Origin of the sequence: Mycolicibacterium iranicum (assembly GCF_002101705.1) — a bacterium.
GTDB classification, from domain to species: domain Bacteria; phylum Actinomycetota; class Actinomycetes; order Mycobacteriales; family Mycobacteriaceae; genus Mycobacterium; species Mycobacterium iranicum.
In genome coordinates, this window is record NZ_LQPC01000019.1 from 18,721 (window position 1) to 32,776 (window position 14,056).

A 14,056-nucleotide genomic window follows, 5' to 3' on the forward strand; every position below is an offset into this window, starting at 1 on the left:
GTGAGCACGGACTCGGACCTCCACTGGGACTTTTCCCTGCACGTCCCGGAGTCCCGGCAACCGCTGATGTGGTGTCTCATCGCGTTCATCGTCACGTTCGCCGTCACGCGCACGATCGTGCGGTACATCCGAAGCCAGGCAGGTAGCGACAAACCGCGCAAATGGTGGCAGCCGCGCAACATCTCCGGTGGGGGCGGCCTGCACATCCACCACATGGTCATCGGCGTAATTCTGGTCATGGTCTCCGGCGTGACGATGGTGACGATGGCGGTCGACGGGGGTGTACCCGAGTTCACGGCCGCCTCCATCCTTTTCGGCGTCGGCGCAGCGCTGGTACTCGACGAGTTCGCCTTGATCCTGCATCTGTCCGATGTGTACTGGGCCGAGGACGGCCGCACCTCGGTGGACGCGGTGTTCGTCGCCGTCGCCGTCGCGGGCCTGCTGATACTCGGTTTGAACCCGTTGTCGTTTTTCGACGTCGGAACCTGGGAAGACGACCCGACGCTCGGGATGCGCACCGTCGTGGTGGTGGCGGCGCTGCTGAACCTGGCGCTGGCGGTGATCGTGCTGCTCAAGGGCAAGGTGTGGACCGGTCTGGTCGGCATGTTCATCACGCCGCTGCTATTCGTCGGCGCGATTCGGTTGTCCCGGCCGCACGCGCCGTGGGCGCGGTGGCGTTACACGGGGCGGCCGCGCAAGATGCACAAGGCGCTTGAACGGGAACGCTGGCTTCGTCGTCCGGTGGTGCAGGCCAAGCTGTGGCTGCAGGACGCGATCGCCGGCATGCCGAAGTTTCCCGACGACGCGCTGGTCGACGAACAACTCGATCGCGAGATCCACGCCGCCCCCGCGCCGGCCGTACGAGAGCCGGCCGAACAGAAAGCCTCATAGTTGCGGTACTTCTACGACACCGAATTCATCGACAACGGCCGCACCATTGAGTTGATCTCCATCGGCGTAGCGGCCGAGGATGGCCGCGAATATTACGCCATCTCAACGGAATTCGATCCCGAACGGGCCGGTCGATGGGTGCGCAAGAACGTCCTGCCCAAGCTGCCGTCGCCCGCCTCACCGCTGTGGCGCTCGCGGCGGCAGATCCGGTCCGAACTGGAGGACTTCTTCGGCATCGACGGCGACGAGCCGATCGAGCTGTGGGCATGGGTCGGCGCCTACGACCATGTGGTGCTGTGTCAGCTGTGGGGGCCGATGACGGATCTGCCGCCGGCCATCCCGAGGTTCACCCGCGAGCTACGCCAGTTCTGGGAGGAGCGCGGTTCCCCCCGGATGCCGCCGCGACCGCGTGATGCCCACGACGCGCTCGTCGACGCGAAACACAACCTGGTGCGCTTCCGCCTGATGACGGGACGCTGAGCCAGCTGCCGCGCTGACGTGCCTTTTTGTGGCGCGGTTACGATAAACCTGTGAACTGGACCGTCGACGTGCCCATCGATCAGCTGCCTGCGCTCCCGCCGCTGCCCGAGGACCTGCGGCAGCGCCTCGACGCCGCCCTCGCCAAGCCTGCGCTTCAGCAACCCTCGTGGGACGCGAGCCAGGCCGCGGCGATGCGCAAGGTTCTCGAAAGCGTGCCACCGGTGACGGTGCCCTCGGAGATCGAGCGGCTCAAGCGGCAATTGGCCGACGTCGCGCTCGGCAAGGCGTTCCTGCTGCAGGGCGGCGACTGTGCCGAGACCTTCGTCGACAACACCGAGCCGCACATCCGAGCCAACATCCGCACGCTGCTGCAGATGGCGGTCGTTCTCACCTACGGCGCGAGCATGCCGGTGGTGAAGGTGGCCCGCATCGCCGGGCAGTACGCCAAGCCGCGGTCCTCCGACGTCGACGCGCTGGGGCTGAGGTCTTACCGCGGCGACATGATCAACGGTTTCGCCCCCGATGCAGCGGTACGCGAGCACGACCCGTCCCGCCTCGTGCGGGCATACGCGAATGCCAGTGCCGCGATGAATCTCGTGCGCGCGCTGACGTCGTCGGGCATGGCGTCGCTGCACCAGGTGCACGACTGGAACCGGGAGTTCGTGCGGACCTCGCCCGCAGGTGCGCGCTATGAGGCGTTGGCGGGTGAGATCGACCGCGGATTGCGCTTCATGAGCGCCTGCCGCGTCGACGACCGCAACCTCGATACCGCCGAAATCTACGCCAGCCATGAGGCTTTGGTGCTCGACTACGAGCGCGCGATGCTGCGCATGGATACCGGCGATTCCGTCGATCCGGCAGAATCTTCCGGGTACGCGCCCCGCCTGTACGACCTCTCTGCGCACTACGTCTGGATCGGGGAGCGCACCCGTCAGCTCGACGGCGCCCATGTCGCCTTCGCCGAGGTCATCGCGAACCCCATCGGCATCAAGATCGGACCCACCACGTCGCCGGAACTGGCCGTGGAATACGTCGAGCGGCTCGATCCGAAAAACGAGCCCGGTCGGCTCACGCTGGTCAGTCGGATGGGCAACCACAAGGTGCGCGACGTGCTGCCGCCGATCATCGAGAAGGTGCAGGCGTCCGGCCATCAGGTCATCTGGCAGTGCGACCCGATGCATGGCAACACACACGAATCGTCGACGGGCTACAAGACACGGCATTTCGATCGCATCGTCGACGAAGTGCAGGGTTTCTTCGAGGTGCACCACGCGCTGGGCACCCATCCCGGCGGCATCCACGTCGAGATCACCGGCGAGAACGTCACCGAATGTCTGGGTGGCGCACAGGACATTTCGGACACCGATCTGGCCGGACGCTACGAGACGGCGTGTGATCCGCGGCTGAATACGCAGCAGTCGCTGGAGCTGGCGTTTCTCGTGGCGGAGATGCTCCGCGATTAGGCCGGGGCGGAGATGCTCCGCGATTAGGCCGGGGCGGAGATGCTCCGCGATTAGAGCAGGTTGGGTAGGTTCGCGCCCAGAGTCCATGCTCCGGCGGCGGCCATCCCGGCCAGCGTGATGACCGCGACGACCCAGAAGAAGAGCGCCCGCCTCGCGCGCTGCCGCGCCCAGTAGAACTGCTCCAGGTCGATACCGGCGAATCGTCCTGTCTCGGAAAGGTATTCGTCGTCCTCATCGACGTCTTCCAGGTCGTCGGTGATCGCCGGGAGTTCGTCGCGGGTGAAGACCTTCGTGTGCCGGTGCCCGGCCCGCCTGTCGAGGGTGACCGTGGTACCGGCAGCGACGGGGTGCAGCCCGTCTGATCCGGCGGCGGTGCTCAGCGAGTTGTGCGACGCGGAGTTCTTCGGGGCGGGCACGCGAAAGTAGGGGAGCGCCAGCTCCTGGGCGATGGTGTCGAGTTGGTCGGCCATCTCGGCGGCGTCGGCGAAGCGGCGCCCCGGGTCGCGCGAGGTGGCGCAGTGCACCAGATCGTCGAATTGTCTTGGGACACCCTCGATCGCAGTGCTGGGCGGTGGGACGTCGCGGTCCAATCGTTGATAGGCCACCGCGAGCGCGGTGTCACCGGTGAACGGGGTGTGGCCGGTCAGCAGCTCGTAGACGAGGACTCCGACGGCGTAGACATCGCCGCGGGCATCGGTGTCACCGGTGGCGACCTGTTCGGGCGCGAGATAGGCGGCGGTGCCGAGGATTACGCTCGTCGAGGTGATCTTGGCGTCGGCGACCGCGCGGACCAACCCGAAGTCAGCGATCTTGACGTCGCCGTCGTCGCTGATCAGGATGTTTTCGGGTTTGATGTCGCGGTGCACCAGGCCCGCGTGATGTGCGGCCGCAAGGCCGCCGAGCACGGGACGAAGGACGGCGGCCACCGCGTGCGGCGGCATCGGGCCGCGCTCTCGGAGCAGTTCGCGCAGTGTGCCGCCTTCTACCAGCTCCATGACCAGGAACGGGTGCTGACCGTCGAGACCCTGGTCGTACACGGCCACCAGCCCCGGGTCCTTGAGCCGCGCGACGGCGCGAGCCTCGCGCTGAAACCGCATCATGAAGTGTTCGTCACCGGCGTAGCGCGAGTCCATGATCTTCAGCGCGACGGGACGGTCGAGGCGCAGGTCGAGCCCGCGGTACACCCCGGACATGCCGCCGGTCGCGATCAATGTGTCCACGCGATAGCGACCATCCAGCACCGCACCGCGTAGCGGGCTGCTCTGCTGGTGGGTCTCCATCGGACTCATGGTACGAGTCTGAATCGTGAAAAGAGTCGGGGCCCAAGTTGCCCGTATGGTCTTAGACTCTGTGCGATGAGCAGCATTCCGACTGCCGACGACGTTCTCGATTCCGACGAAGCGGTGTACGACCTGCCCGCGGTGGCCCAACTCTTGGGCATCCCGGTGACGAAGGTGCACCAGCAACTCCGCGAAGGGCATCTGGTCGCGGTGCGGCGCGACAAGACCGTGGTGGTGCCGAAGGTCTTCTTCGACGACACCGGTCATGTGGTCAAGAGCCTGCCCGGACTCCTGGTCGTGTTGCACGACGGCGGCTACACCGAAACTGAGATCGTGCGGTGGCTTTTCACCCCTGACTCGTCACTGACGATCCGGCGCGACGGATCCACCGAGGGGCAGGCTAATGCCCGGCCGGTCGATGCGTTGCACTCGCATCAGGCTCGTGAGGTGGTTCGCCGCGCTCAGGCGATGGCGTACTGAGGGCGACGCCGGACTCGTCGGCGGCCTTGTACTTGTAGAGCCAGTACCAGGCTCCCGCCGCGCACGCCGATGACAGCAGGACGTGGGTCCACGAGTACATGCCGTGCGCGCCGTCGGGCCGCCAGATCGCGGTGATCCACGTCGAGAATCCCGCGATCAGGGCGATGGACGGGCGGGACTGGGCCAGCGCGGCGACCACCGCGAGGGGCCACGTGTAGTACCAGGGCAGCGCCGCGGGCACGAACAGCACCACCACCGCCATCACCAGGGCGATGCCCATCAGAGCGTCCCGGTCGGTATGACGGTAGCGCCACCACAGCAGCGGTGCAGAGATCGCGATGACCGCGACTCCGATGATGCGCGTCGTCTCCAGCACTGCATAGAAATTCACCGGCATCACCAGGCCGACGAGGACGTTGGTGAGGTTCGCGACGGCGGTGGGCACCGTCAACCAGTTGATGATCTTGACCGAACCTGCCAGCGCGGTCAGCCAGCCCAGGCCGACTCCCGCGGCCAGGGACAACACCGCAAAGACCGTGACGAAGATGAGCAGGGATCCCGCGGTCGCGGCAATGAAGGCTTTGCCCGGTGTGAAACCGCGGCGCTCGCGCAGGTTGCGTGCCCACACCCACACCATGAACGGAAGTGCCAGTCCTGCCGTGGCTTTCACCGCGACGGCGATTGCGATGAGGGTGACGCCTGCGACGTTGCGGCCGCCGAAACACAGCGCGATGCCCGCCATCATCAGCCCGACCATCAGCATCTCGTTGTGGACCCCACCCATCAGGTGGATGATCACCAGCGGGTTGAGCACCGCGATCCACAGGGCGGCCGCGCCGCTGGCGCCGACGTGGCGGGCCACCCGCGGGGCCGCCCAGATCAGCAGTGCCAGACCGGGAAGCATGCACAGCCGCAGCAGCATCGTGCCCGCGACGACGTCATTGCCGACGATCATGGTGACGAACTTGGCGACCAGGATGAAGGCGGGACCGTACGGCGCGGTCGTCGTCGTCCAGATCGGGCTGACGTTGTCCAGTAGCGAGTTGACGTTCTCGATGGGGCCGACGAGGTAGGGGTCGAACCCGTCACGCAGCAGTGCGCCCTGCGCGAGATACGAATAGGTGTCCCGGCTGAACAGCGGCACGCTCAGCAGTAGCGGTGCCAGCCAGAATCCGGTGGTGGCGAGCATCGTGTATTCGGTTGCGGTGCGATCGATCACCCTCCGGCCCAGCCACAGCCACGCGAGCAGCATCATCGCCACGCCCGTCCAGAGCAGCAGCGACGACACCACCAGCCCGTGCCCGAAGCGCAGCCAGGACAGGTGCATCGACTCCAGGAGCGGATCGTGGAGCCGGGTGCTGCCGGCCCCGAGGCCGCCTGCGGTCAACAGGATGGCGCCGAGTGCGCCCACCACTGCGGGACGCGCCTCGGGCGAGCGCGCGAACACCTTGAGGCGGTGAAGATGTTCGTGCAGGCCGGTTTTCGGGCCTCGGGCCGCGGCGGGCTCGGACATGCTCGGGGTCATGCTGCTAGGCCGATCGGTTTGCGGCCAATCTCGCGAGCTCGGTGAGCCCTGACTTGGCCTGGGCGTCGATCGGCGCCGCGTTCAGGATCTGCAGGGCGCGCCGGGTCAGTGTGTCGATTCGATTCTCGACAGCCGCCAGCGCGCCGACGGATTCGATGACCTGGCAGACTTCCTTGACTTGGGCGTCCGTCAGGTCGGTGCCGACGGAGGTGCGCAGCAGTTTGGCCGCGATCGGGTCGTGCTCCTCGGCCAGCCCGACTGCTTCGGCGAGCAGCACCGTGCGCTTGCCCGAGCGCAGGTCGTCTCCCGAGGGTTTCCCGGTGACGGCTGGATCGCCGAAGACGCCGAGGACGTCGTCGCGCAGTTGGAACGCCACCCCGAGGCTGGTGCCCAACTCGTGGAAGGCCTCGAGGATCTCGGGGCAGTCGGCGGCCGCGGCGGCGCCGAACTGAAGCGGCCGGGAGATGGTGTAGGAGGCCGTCTTGTAGATGTTGACGGTCAGTGCTGAGGCGACGGTCTCGGATCCGCTCGCCTCATTGACGATGTCGAGGTACTGACCTCCGAGGACCTCGGTGCGGATCGCGGCCCAGACGCGCCGGACACGGCGCGCAGCGTCGGCGTCGATGGGCGCGGTGGCGACGATGTCGTCGGCCCAGACCAGCGCGAGGTCACCGAGCAGGATCGCTGCGGAAAGGCCGAACTGTTCCGATGAGCCGTGCCAGCTGTTGGTGCGGTGGCGTTCGGTGAAGATCTTGTGCACGGTGGGCAGCCCGCGCCGGGTGGCCGAAGCATCGATGACGTCGTCGTGGACGAGGGCGCAGGCGTGTAGGAGTTCCAGGGCCGAGAACAACCGCAGCACGTGGGGCTCGGGTTCGGTGCCGGCGACGGCGCGCCAGCCCCAGTACGCGAAGGCCGGGCGCAGGCGCTTGCCGCCGCGCAACACGAATTCCTCGACGGCTTCGGTCAGTACGGCGTAGTCCGCGCCGATGTATGCGGCGTCTCGGCGGCGCTCCTGCAGATAGTCGCGGAGCTGTTCGGTGACTGCCGCTGCCAGCTCGACGGCTGACGGTGCCGTGGCATCCACGCTCAGCGGGCGCCCCTTTCTCTGTCGGCAGATACGGCTTCCGGGTGTTCAGCGTAGAGCCTGTGGCCCGGGGAAGAGCAATTAAGCGTCAGCGCGTCTGTTCCTGCGGTTCACCGGGGCGTGGCGACCGGTCTCTGCTGTTGTAGGCCAGCCAGCCGGTGATGCCTGCCACCACGAACGACGCGATCCCCAGCCAGATCGCCGCGCCGGTGAACGACCGGGCGCTGGGGTCGGTGTAGCGCGCTTGGGCGTTCATCGTGCTGACCACGCCCGGCCGCAGTTTCCATTCGACGACCGACGAGGAGATCTGGTCGCCGTTGGTGCTCGTCACCTCTCCGGGGAAGGCGACCGACAGCGAGACGTCGGCTTCGGGATCGCTCAGCGAGGTGAGGTCCGCGCGGCCTTCCAGGATCACGAGGTCGCCGGCGCGCCTCAGCGAGATGTCGACGCCGGCGGCGTCGCGGTTCATGCTCGCGAGTTGGGGCAGTTCGGCGAACGTGAGGTCTGAGAACACGGCCTGCGAGCCGACGTAGTCGTCGCGGCTGTATTCGGAGACGGCGACCTTCTGCGCGAACGGCAGGTTGTTGAGCAGCTGGGGGCCTTTGTCGTTGTCGTCGCGTGGCACGGCTGCGGCGACGATCTGGCCGGACACCCGGTCGTCGGGGGACACCGTGATCGATGCCCTGATTCGCACACACCCGATCAGCGAAGGCGCCACCACGAATAGCAACAGCACCAGCGCGAGAAGCCGTCGGCGGGTGCGGTGACGATTCAGCACCTGGTCATCGTGCCAGATGGCTATGGCATTTGGATTCAGAGAGGCAGCGGACGGCCGAGGATCGCGAATGGTCGCGGGTCGCCCGCAAAGTGATAGCCGCGAATGATGTCGGTGAATCCGAGGCGACGGTAGAGCCGCCACGCGCGGTTGTCCTCCCCGTTGATCTCCGGCGTGGACAGCAGCACGTGCTGTTCGGTCCGGTCGACGAGCAGTCGGCGGATCAGCGCCTCACCGAGGCCGCGGCCCTGCGCTTCGGGGTGGATGTGGAGCTCGGTGAGCTCGAAATAACTGTTCATCAGCTCGGTGATCCGCGCGCCGTCGGCGCCGCTGCGCCGCAGGCCGGACACCACCTGCTGCTGCCACCACTGGTCGGGGGCGCCGCAGTAGCCGTAGGCGACACCGAGCATCGGCGCGGTCGTCGGCGGCACCTCCGCGGTGGCGTCCTCGGGCACTTCGACCGCCGCGACCGCTTTCCATCCCCGCCTCCGGATGTGTTCGAGCCACATCGATGCCCGCTGATCCTCGGTGCCTCGCGGGTACCGCATGGCGTCGACGTAGACGGCAAGAGCGTCGCCCAGACGCTGCTGCATATCTTCCGGCGACAGATCGATCAGACGTGTCGCCAAGTGTCTGCCCCTCCCGATGGTCGATCGTGCGGCCAACCTCCATTATCGGTAAGACCATGCGCTGCTTCCCACCGGCGGTGTACGTCATAGAATCGTGCGACGAACAAGGTGGTACGGCTCAGATTCAGCTCGTATCATTGTTGTTAAGTGCCCGTACACGCGGGCACACCTGATTTTGAACGACTGCCACGCCCCGGCAAGAGGGAGGGACGTATGCCACTCTCCGATCATGAGCAGCGCATGCTCGACCAGATCGAGAGCGCGCTCTATGCCGAGGACCCCAAGTTCGCGTCGAGCGTTCGTGGTGGGACTCTGCGGGCACCTTCCACTCGGCGCCGTCTGCAGGGAGCAGCGCTGTTCGTGCTCGGCCTCGCGATGCTCGTGGCCGGCGTGGCGGTCAAGGCGACCATGATCGGAAGTTTCCCGATCCTGTCCGTGATCGGCTTCATCGTGATGTTCGGCGGCGTCGTTTTCGCCATTACCGGCCCCCGGGTCGGCAAGGGCGATCGCGTGCCCAATGACATCTCGGCTCAGCGGCAGAAGCGCGCCAAGGGCAACGGCGGATCGTTCACCAGTCGGATGGAGGACCGCTTCCGTCGTCGCTTCGACGAGTAGCCGAGAGTTCGGACCCATAAGGGGCAGCCCGTAGGGCTGCCCCTCTTTTTTGCCCCACCTCGCCCCACTGGGGTCCATTCGGCGTGAATTCCTGCCAGTGAGCTGGGGTTTTATCGAACACCATTCTCGTGCATCGCTGCTTGTGTGCGGTCGGGCGGTGATATTCCACCTGCTTGGTGGGGGGAGGCGCGAAACGCCAGCCACTATTTGGAGCAAAGTGGGGCAATGTGGGGTAAAGTGGCGGACAACGGAGCGACCGGGGTTCCGTTGCAGGAAGGGACTGCGAGGTGACGAGATGTTCTTCGGCACCTACACACCCAAGCTCGACGACAAGGGGCGACTGACGTTGCCCGCCAAATTCCGCGACGCGCTGGCAGGAGGGTTGATGGTCACCAAAAGCCAAGATCACAGCCTTGCTGTCCATCCGAGGGCCGATTTCGAGGAGATGGTCGCCGAGATCTCCGCGAAGGCCAAGCGCGGTAACCCCCAGGCTCGTGCGTACCTACGAAACCTGGCCGCGAGTACCGACGAGCAATACCCGGATGCACAAGGCCGCATCACCCTCTCAGCAGAACACCGCCGCTACGCAAACCTGACAAAGGACTGCGTGGTCACGGGTTCGATCGGGTTCCTGGAGATCTGGGACGCCCAGGCATGGCAGGACTACCAGGAGCTTCACGAAGAGAACTTCTCCGCGGCCAGCGATGAAGCACTCGGCGACATTCTCTGATCTGGCCACCGGCCCGCAGGCCCGTGCCGTGCGGCCTCTGCCCGAACCGGCCCTGACGTACTTCCCCGACGTCAGGTCCGCGCTCTCGGGCAGGGACCTCACGGCAGGGGCCGCCTCAATCCCACAGAGTGCAGCGATGGTGGACGAGCCTCATATCCCGGTCCTTCTCGACCGATGCGTCGAGTTGCTCGCGCCGGCCCTGACTCGCACGAGCGAGGACGGAACGGGTGCGACCCTGGTTGACGCGACGCTGGGTGCCGGCGGGCATTCCGAGCGGTTTCTCACCCAGTTTCCCGGCCTGCGGGTGATCGGCCTCGACCGCGATCCCGATGCGCTTCGGATCGCCGGTGACCGGCTGGCCCCGTTCGGCGATCGGGTGGCGCTGGTGCGCACCCGCTACGACGGCATCTCCGAAGCGGTGGCCGCGCACGGCGGAAGCGTCGATGCGATCCTGTTCGATCTCGGCGTGTCCTCCATGCAGCTGGACAGGGCCGAGCGCGGCTTCTCGTATTCGGCCGACGCGCCGCTGGACATGCGGATGGACTCCGGCTCCGATCTGACGGCCGCCCAGATCCTCAACTCCTACGACGAGAAGGCGCTCGCGCGCGTACTGCGGGAGTACGGCGAAGAAAAGTTCGCCGGACGGATCGCCTCGTACATCGTGCGTCGCCGCGCGACGACACCGTTCGCCACCACCGGCCAGCTGGTGGAGTTGCTCTACGAGGCGATCCCTGCGCCGGCGCGGCGCACCGGCGGCCACCCGGCCAAGCGGACATTCCAGGCGCTGCGCATCGAGGTCAACGCCGAACTCGAGTCGCTGCGACTCGCCCTACCGGCCGCACTGCAGGTGCTGCGGCCCCACGGCCGCGTCGCGGTGATGGCCTATCAGTCGCTGGAGGACCGGATCGTCAAGACCGCGTTCGCCGCCGCCACCACCTCGCGGACACCGCCCGGGCTCCCGGTCGAGTTGCCCGGTCACGGGCCCGAGTTCGTGTCGCTCACCCGGGGCGCTGAGCGCGCCGACGCCGAAGAGATCGAACGTAATCCGAGAAGCGCCCCGGTCCGGTTGCGCGCAGTGGAGAAAGTTGGGGGACAGTAGCGATGAAGGCAAAGAAGCCAACGCGCACCACGGCGACCGGATCGTCGCGCTCTCGCGACTCGGCCAAGAAGCCGCAGGCCAAGCGCAAGAGCGGGGGAGTGCGCGAGGCCAAGCGGGTCCCCGTCGACGCGCCGCCCCGTGGCGGTCGTAAGGCGGCCCGCGACGCGCGCCCCGCGCGCTCAGCGCCGCGAACAACACCGATCGCGCGACCCGTCGACGCTCCGGCGCGCCCGAAGAGCGCCAGCCAGGCGAAGGCTCGCGCCAAGGCGCGGAAAGCAAAGGCGCCCAAGGTTGTACGGCCGCCACTGCGTGAGCGGCTACTCGTCAAGCTGGCCTCGATCGAGCTGAACCCGCGCAGGCTCGTGTCGCGGGTGCCATTTGTGGTGCTGGTGATCTCGGCGCTGGGTGTCGGCCTCGGCGTCACGCTGTGGCTGTCGACGGACGCAGCCGAGCGGTCGTATCAACTCGGCAATGCCCGCGAGCTCAATCAGGCTCTGATGCAACAGAAGGAAGCGCTCGAGCGTGACGTGCTGCAGGCCCAGGCCGCGCCCGCGCTGGCCGAGGCAGCCCGTGAGCTGGGAATGATCCCGTCGCGGGACACCGCACACCTGGTGCAGGACCCGTCGGGTAACTGGGTGGTCGTCGGCACCCCGAAACCGGCCGAAGGTGTTCCGCCGCCGCCGCTGAACGCGCCGCTGGCAGATCCGGCGCCGCCGGCTCCCCGCGTCGTGGAACCGCGTGAGGTGCCCGTGCGCGTTCCGTCCGCCGCCACCCCGCTCGCCGGCACCCCGCTCCTCGCGCCCACCGCTCCCGTCGTACCGGGAGTCGAAGTGCCGCATGCGGTTTCGGGACAGCTGCCCGTACCTGGGCCCGTGCAGGCTCCCGCCGCGCAAGTGCCGGTGCCTCCCGTCGCGCCTCTGGACGCCGGTCCGCCGCACCTGCCGCCCGGCACTCCGGTCGGACCGGCTGCGCCGATGGGCACCGAACAGTTCGCGCCCGCCGCTCCCGCCGCACCCATGGCACCTGTTGCACCCGGGGCGCCCGCGTGAGCCGCGGGGCCAAGCCGGGCAAGGCCGTCGCGAAGGTGGCTTCCAAGCCCGCTGACAAGGCGCCGAACCAGGAACACTCGGCACGAGCCAGGCGCACCCGCCAGCCGCTGCCCCAGAACGGTTTGCGCAGTGCGTCCTTCGTGTTCCGCCATCGCGCGGGCAACGCGGTCATCTTCCTGCTGCTGGTGGTGGCCGCCGCGCAGCTGTTCACGCTGCAGGTTCCCAAAGCAGAAGGATTGCGTGCGGAAGCGGCGGGGCAGCTGAAGGTCACCGACATCGATCCCGCACTGCGCGGATCCATCGTCGACCGCAACGGCGACAAGTTGGCGTTCACCACCGAGGCCAGGGCGCTGACGTTTCAACCCGTGAAGGTGCGCAAGCAATTAGAGGAAGCCTTCCAACAGAGCGGTGAGCAATCCGACGAGGCGCCCGAGCCCGATGCTCGCCTTCGCGAGATCGCCGCGGAGATCTCACAGCGGCTTGGTAACAAGCCCGACACCGCGACGGTGCTCAAGAAGCTGCGCAGCAATGAGACTTTCGTTTATTTGGCCCGTGCGGTCGACCCGACGATCGCCGATGCGATCACCGCGAAGTTTCCCGAAGTGGGTGCAGAACGTCAGGACCTGCGCCAGTACCCGGGCGGCGTGCTCGCCGCCAATATCATCGGCGGTATCGACTGGGACGGGCACGGCCTTCTCGGACTTGAGGATTCGATGGACTCGGTACTGGCCGGCACCGACGGTTCGGTGACCTATGACCGCGGCTCCGACGGTGTGGTGATCCCCGGCAGCTACCGCAACCGCCACGACGCAGTCAACGGATCCACGGTCACACTGACCATCGACGACGACATCCAGTTCTACGTGCAGCAGCAGGTGCAGCTCGCCAAGGACGCGTCGGGCGCCAAGAACGCCTCCGCGGTCGTCCTCGACGCCAAAACCGGTGAGGTGCTGGCAATGTCGAACGACAACACCTTCAACCCGGCCCAGGACATCAGCCGTCAGGAGAACCGGCAGCTGGGCAACCTGCCCGTGTCGTCGCCGTTCGAGCCGGGCTCGGTGAACAAGATGATCACCGCGGCCGCCGTCATCGAGAACAAGCTGACCACTCCCGACGAGGTGCTGCAGGTCCCCGGGTCGATCAACATGGGCGGCGTCACCGTCGGCGACGCGTGGGAGCACGGCACCATGCCCTACACCACCACGGGTGTCTTCGGGAAGTCGTCCAACGTCGGCACACTGATGCTGGCGCAGCGGCTCGGACCGGAGAAGTACGCGGAGATGCTCAAGATGTTCGGGCTCGGGCAGCGCACCAATGTGGGGCTGCCCGGCGAGAGCTCGGGCCTGGTGCCGCCGATCGACCAGTGGTCGGGCAGCACGTTCTCCAATCTGCCCATCGGGCAGGGCCTTTCGATGACCCTGCTGCAGATGACCGGCATTTACCAGACCATCGCCAATGACGGCGTTCGGGTTCCACCGCGCATCATCAAAGAGACCGTCGCGCCGGACGGCACCGTCACCGCCGAACCCCGGCCCGACGGCATCCGGGTGGTGTCGGCCGAGACCGCCCGCACCGTGCGCGACATGTTCCGTGCGGTCGTGCAGCGCGATCCGATGGGCGTGCAGCAGGGCACGGGTCCGCAGGCCGCGGTCGAGGGCTACCAGATCGCCGGTAAGACAGGTACCGCACAGCAGATCAACCCGGCCTGCGGCTGCTACTACAGCGACGTCTACTGGATCACCTTCGCCGGCATGGCGCCTGCCGACGATCCGCGCTACGTCATCGGTGTGATGCTCGACGCGCCGCACCGCGCGGCGGACGGCTCGCCGGGTTCATCGGCCGCCCCGCTGTTCCACAACATCGCGTCCTGGCTGCTGCGTCGTGAGAATGTGCCGCTCTCGCGTGATCCGGGTGCGCGGCTGACGCTTCAGGCGGGCTGACATCCGGGCCGGCGTA

Annotated in this window: 14 protein-coding genes; 9 read left to right on the forward strand and 5 right to left on the reverse strand. The window is 67.1% G+C overall.

The annotated features are described in order from the left end of the window. Positions 1–66 precede the first annotated feature (66 nt). From AWC12_RS03725 to AWC12_RS03735, 3 genes are read left to right on the forward strand one after another with little or no spacing between them, the layout of a single operon-like run. A complete protein-coding gene (locus tag AWC12_RS03725) occupies positions 67–891 on the forward strand; it encodes a hypothetical protein (RefSeq protein ID WP_234813827.1) in 825 nt (274 codons plus the stop codon). Then, on the forward strand, positions 892–1,371 hold the full coding sequence (locus AWC12_RS03730) for a polyadenylate-specific 3'-exoribonuclease AS (protein ID WP_024445443.1): 480 nt from the start codon (positions 892–894) through the stop codon (positions 1,369–1,371). It begins immediately after the preceding gene. A gap of 50 nt (positions 1,372–1,421) precedes the next feature. Next, on the forward strand, positions 1,422–2,834 hold the full coding sequence (locus tag AWC12_RS03735; protein ID WP_085172482.1) for a class II 3-deoxy-7-phosphoheptulonate synthase: 1,413 nt from the start codon (positions 1,422–1,424) through the stop codon (positions 2,832–2,834). A 50-nt stretch (positions 2,835–2,884) separates the two neighbouring features. Here the strand turns inward: AWC12_RS03735 and AWC12_RS03740 are convergent, their stop codons facing one another. After that, entirely contained in the window at positions 2,885–4,123 is a 1,239-nt protein-coding gene (locus AWC12_RS03740; protein WP_085172484.1) for a protein kinase domain-containing protein, read from the reverse strand. A gap of 66 nt (positions 4,124–4,189) precedes the next feature. On the opposite strand from AWC12_RS03740, the gene AWC12_RS03745 reads away from it, so the two are divergent. Beyond that, the gene (locus tag AWC12_RS03745) at positions 4,190–4,594 is read left to right on the forward strand and encodes an Rv2175c family DNA-binding protein (RefSeq protein ID WP_085172486.1); all 405 of its coding nucleotides are present in this window, start codon (positions 4,190–4,192) and stop codon (positions 4,592–4,594) included. Here AWC12_RS03745 and AWC12_RS03750 read toward each other — a convergent pair. From AWC12_RS03750 to AWC12_RS03765, 4 genes are all read right to left on the reverse strand, one after another. Then, positions 4,515–6,119 (reverse strand): alpha-(1->6)-mannopyranosyltransferase A, encoded by a 1,605-nt coding sequence (locus tag AWC12_RS03750; protein ID WP_085172488.1) that lies wholly within the window; start codon positions 6,117–6,119, stop codon positions 4,515–4,517. The genes AWC12_RS03745 and AWC12_RS03750 overlap by 80 nt on opposite strands. A 4-nt stretch (positions 6,120–6,123) precedes the next feature. Continuing rightward, positions 6,124–7,203 carry a bifunctional (2E,6E)-farnesyl/geranyl diphosphate synthase gene (gene idsA2 / locus AWC12_RS03755; RefSeq protein WP_024445448.1) on the reverse strand — a complete coding sequence of 360 codons (1,080 nt, stop codon included), beginning with the start codon at positions 7,201–7,203 and terminating at the stop codon, positions 6,124–6,126. Between the two features lie 88 nt (positions 7,204–7,291). Beyond that, complete coding sequence (locus AWC12_RS03760; protein ID WP_024445449.1) at positions 7,292–7,981, reverse strand: LppM family (lipo)protein; 690 nt, start codon at positions 7,979–7,981, stop codon at positions 7,292–7,294. Positions 7,982–8,016: 35 nt separating this feature from the next. Continuing rightward, entirely contained in the window at positions 8,017–8,607 is a 591-nt protein-coding gene (locus AWC12_RS03765; RefSeq protein ID WP_085172490.1) for a GNAT family N-acetyltransferase, read from the reverse strand. 213 nt (positions 8,608–8,820) lie between these two features. Here AWC12_RS03765 and AWC12_RS03770 point away from each other — a divergent pair, with 213 nt between their 5' ends. The 5 genes from AWC12_RS03770 (at position 8,821) to AWC12_RS03790 (ending at position 14,040) form a co-directional block, all read left to right on the forward strand. After that, positions 8,821–9,222: an SCO2097 family morphological protein gene (locus AWC12_RS03770; protein ID WP_085172492.1), complete on the forward strand. Its 402-nt coding sequence runs from the start codon at positions 8,821–8,823 to the stop codon at positions 9,220–9,222. 295 nt (positions 9,223–9,517) lie between these two features. Next, positions 9,518–9,952: a division/cell wall cluster transcriptional repressor MraZ gene (locus AWC12_RS03775; RefSeq protein WP_024445452.1), complete on the forward strand. Its 435-nt coding sequence runs from the start codon at positions 9,518–9,520 to the stop codon at positions 9,950–9,952. Next, positions 9,927–11,051, forward strand: a complete 1,125-nt coding sequence (rsmH, locus tag AWC12_RS03780; RefSeq protein WP_207576375.1) for a 16S rRNA (cytosine(1402)-N(4))-methyltransferase RsmH — start codon at positions 9,927–9,929, stop codon at positions 11,049–11,051. The genes AWC12_RS03775 and rsmH overlap by 26 nt, the downstream gene beginning before the upstream one ends. A 2-nt stretch (positions 11,052–11,053) precedes the next feature. Then, entirely contained in the window at positions 11,054–12,100 is a 1,047-nt protein-coding gene (gene ftsL, locus AWC12_RS03785) for a cell division protein FtsL (RefSeq protein WP_085172494.1), read from the forward strand. Then, positions 12,097–14,040, forward strand: a complete 1,944-nt coding sequence (locus AWC12_RS03790; protein ID WP_085172496.1) for a peptidoglycan D,D-transpeptidase FtsI family protein — start codon at positions 12,097–12,099, stop codon at positions 14,038–14,040. Before ftsL ends, AWC12_RS03790 begins: the two co-directional genes overlap by 4 nt. Positions 14,041–14,056 lie beyond the last annotated feature (16 nt).

Coding starts and splice junctions, on each gene's coding strand:
- AWC12_RS03740 (WP_085172484.1), bottom strand. CDS start 4,123: ATGAGTCCGATGGAGACCCACCAGCAGAGCAGCCCGCTACGCGGTGCG.
- AWC12_RS03775 (WP_024445452.1), top strand. CDS start 9,518: ATGTTCTTCGGCACCTACACACCCAAGCTCGACGACAAGGGGCGACTG.
- AWC12_RS03750 (WP_085172488.1), bottom strand. CDS start 6,119: ATGACCCCGAGCATGTCCGAGCCCGCCGCGGCCCGAGGCCCGAAAACC.
- rsmH (WP_207576375.1), top strand. CDS start 9,927: ATGAAGCACTCGGCGACATTCTCTGATCTGGCCACCGGCCCGCAGGCC.
- ftsL (WP_085172494.1), top strand. CDS start 11,054: ATGAAGGCAAAGAAGCCAACGCGCACCACGGCGACCGGATCGTCGCGC.
- AWC12_RS03745 (WP_085172486.1), top strand. CDS start 4,190: ATGAGCAGCATTCCGACTGCCGACGACGTTCTCGATTCCGACGAAGCG.
- AWC12_RS03725 (WP_234813827.1), top strand. CDS start 67: ATGTGGTGTCTCATCGCGTTCATCGTCACGTTCGCCGTCACGCGCACG.
- AWC12_RS03770 (WP_085172492.1), top strand. CDS start 8,821: ATGCCACTCTCCGATCATGAGCAGCGCATGCTCGACCAGATCGAGAGC.